The 2,832-nt window shown below is 58.4% G+C and carries 2 rRNA genes; both read left to right on the forward strand.

The annotated features are described in order from the left end of the window. Positions 1–298: ribosomal RNA gene (locus NW853_RS00615) — 16S ribosomal RNA — on the forward strand; the annotation flags it as partial. Between the two features lie 121 nt (positions 299–419). Beyond that, positions 420–2,832 (forward strand): 23S ribosomal RNA (locus tag NW853_RS00620); the annotation flags it as partial.

The raw sequence follows: 2,832 nt of genomic DNA on the forward strand, positions 1-2,832 counted from the left end.
CCCCCCCCATTTTTTTTAACACCCCCACCCCGCAAACCGCCATTGCTGCCTGTCTCGGGGGCTCGGAGATGTGAAAAAGAGACAGGCAACTCGACTCCATGAAGCCGGAATCGCTAGTAATCGCGGATCAGCCATGCCGCGGTGAATACGTTCCCGGGCCTTGCACACACCGCCCGTCACGCCATGGGAGCCGGGGGCACCCAAAGGCGCCTAAACCGCGCTCAAGGTGAACCCGGTGACTGGGGCGAAGTCGTAACAAGGTAGTCGTACGGGAACGTGCGGCTGGATTACCTCCTTTCTGGAGTGCTCCTGTACTCTCTCCTCCCGGCTGTCGAAAATACCTGTCTATCACCCCGCTGACCAGCGGCGTGACTTTTACTTTTGCTAGTTTAGACTCTTTGACAGCGAGGGGATATGCGGATTACAATAGTAAGGGTGTGCGGGGGATGCCCTGGCACCTCGTGGCGACGAAGGGCGTGGCAAGCTGCGATAAGCTTGGGGGAGCCGCAAGCAGGCTGTGATCCCAGGATTCCCGAATGGGGAAACCCACCCTATTCATTAGGGTATCCCGAAAGGGAGGCGAACCCGGGGAAGTGAAACATCTCAGTACCCGGAGGAAAAGATACCAATAGGTATTCCCTGAGTAGTGGCGAGCGAAAGGGGAGAAGCCCAAACCGTGGGGCCGTAGGTCCTGCGGGGTTGTGGGACCCTCACAAACCATGTCGTACCGAAGTGGAAGACCGCTGGAAAGCGGCGCCAGAGCGGGTGATAGCCCCGTACGCGTAAGGGAAAGCATGGTGAGGGTATCCCGAGTAACACGGACTCGGTGGTGGTCCGTGTGAAGCTGCCGGCACCTTCCGGCAAGGCTAAATACACGAGGTGACCGATAGTGCACAAGTACCGTAAGGGAAAGGTGAAAAGCTCCCTGAGAAAGGGATTGAAAGAGACCTGAAACCGCACACCTACAAGCAGTCGGAGCCCCTTCTGGGGTGACGGCGTGCCTTTTGCTTAATGAGCCGGCGAGTTTTCCTCTCTGGCAAGGCTAAGCCACTTAGTGGCGGAGCCGCAGCGAAAGCGAGTCTTAACAGGGCGATAAGTCAGAGGGGAAAAACGCGAAGCCCAGTGAGCTACCCATGGGCAGGGTGAAGGTGGGGTAACACCTACTGGAGGCCCGAACTGATTGGGGTTGAAAACCCATCGGATGACCTGTGGGTAGGGGTGAAAGGCCTATCAAACTGGGGGATAGCTCGTTCTCTCCGAAATGCCTTTAGGGGCAGCCTCGTGTGAGGTCTGGGGCAGGTAGAGTGACAGTTTGCGACCCTTGGGGAAACCTGGGGGGACGCAGATTAACTCCGAATGGCCACAGATTATTCCACGGGAGTGAGGGCACTCGGCGCTAAGGTCGAGGCCCGAGAGGGGGACAACCCAGATCCGCCGCTAAGGTCCCCAAGTGGCCGCTCAGTCAGTTAAACGAAGTGCTCCCGCTATGACAGCCAGGAGGTTTGCTTAGAAGCAGCAATCCTTTAAAGAGTGCGTAACAGCTCACTGGTCGAGCGGGGGTGCGCGGATAATAGGCGGGTGTAAGCGGCCCACCGAAGCGCGGAGTCTGTACCACAAGGTACAGGCGGTAGGAGAGCATTCCCTGTGCGCGGAAGCGGCTCGGAAACGAGCCGTGGAGCATAGGGAAGAGCATATGCCGGCATGAGTAACGATAAAGCGGGTGAAAATCCCGCTGACCGAAAGCCCAAGGGTTCCGGTCCGATGTTCATCAGGGCCGGGTTAGTCGGGACCTAAGGCAAACCCGAAAGGGGTAGCTGATGGAAAGCAGGTTAATATTCCTGCACCTATCCTGGAGAGGGATGGGGGGACGCTGGAGCGAAACCGTCGCGGCCTGACGGAATAGGCCGTAGAAGGGAAGTAGGCAATACCTCGGATAGGCAAATCCGTCCGGGGGCTGACACCCGACCGTACCGCGACCCTTCGGGGGAGCGGACAGCACGGCGATAGCATACAGCCAAGAAAAGCCTCTAACCGTTAATCTCCAGGGTAGCCCGTACCGTAAACCGACACAGGTGGGCGAGGAGAATATCCAAAGGTCATCGAGTGAGTCGCGGCTAAGGAACTCGGCCAATTAGCCCCGTAACTTCGGGAGAAGGGGTGCCTCTCATCCGAGAGGTCGCAGTTAAGAGGCCCAAGCGACTGTTTAGCAAAAACACAGGGCTCTGCTAAGCCGAAAGGCTATGTATAGGGCCTGAGGCCTGCCCGGTGCCGGACGGTTAAGGGGAGGGGTGCAAGCCCCAAACCGAAGCCCCGGTAAACGGCGGCCGTAACTCTGACGGTCCTAAGGTAGCGAAATTCCTTGTCGGGTAAGTTCCGACCTGCACGAATGGCATAACGACTTGGGCACTGTCTCGGCCGCGAGCTCGGTGAAATTGTAGTACCGGTGAAGATGCCGGTTACCCGCGACGGGACGAAAAGACCCCGTGAACCTTCACTACAACTTGGTATTGGCCGCGTGCATTGGATGCGTAGCATAGGTGGGAGGCTGAGAAGCCCCGGCTCCGGTCGGGGTGGAGCCGCCAGTGAAATACCACCCTTCTGGTGTATGCGGCCTAACCCTGCACAGCAGGGGACAGTGCCTGGTGGGTAGTTTGACTGGGGTGGTCGCCTCCAAAAACGTATCGGAGGCTCCCAAAGGTACCCTCAGCACGCTTGGCAACCGTGCGTAGAGTGCAATGGCACAAGGGTGCTTGACTGCGAGACCGACGGGTCGAGCAGAGGCGAAAGCCGGGCATAGTGATCCGGTGGTTCCTCAAGGGAGGGCCATCGCTC

This window comes from Synechococcus sp. H55.11 (genome assembly GCF_047462475.1).
Lineage (GTDB): Bacteria > Cyanobacteriota > Cyanobacteriia > Thermostichales > Thermostichaceae > Thermostichus.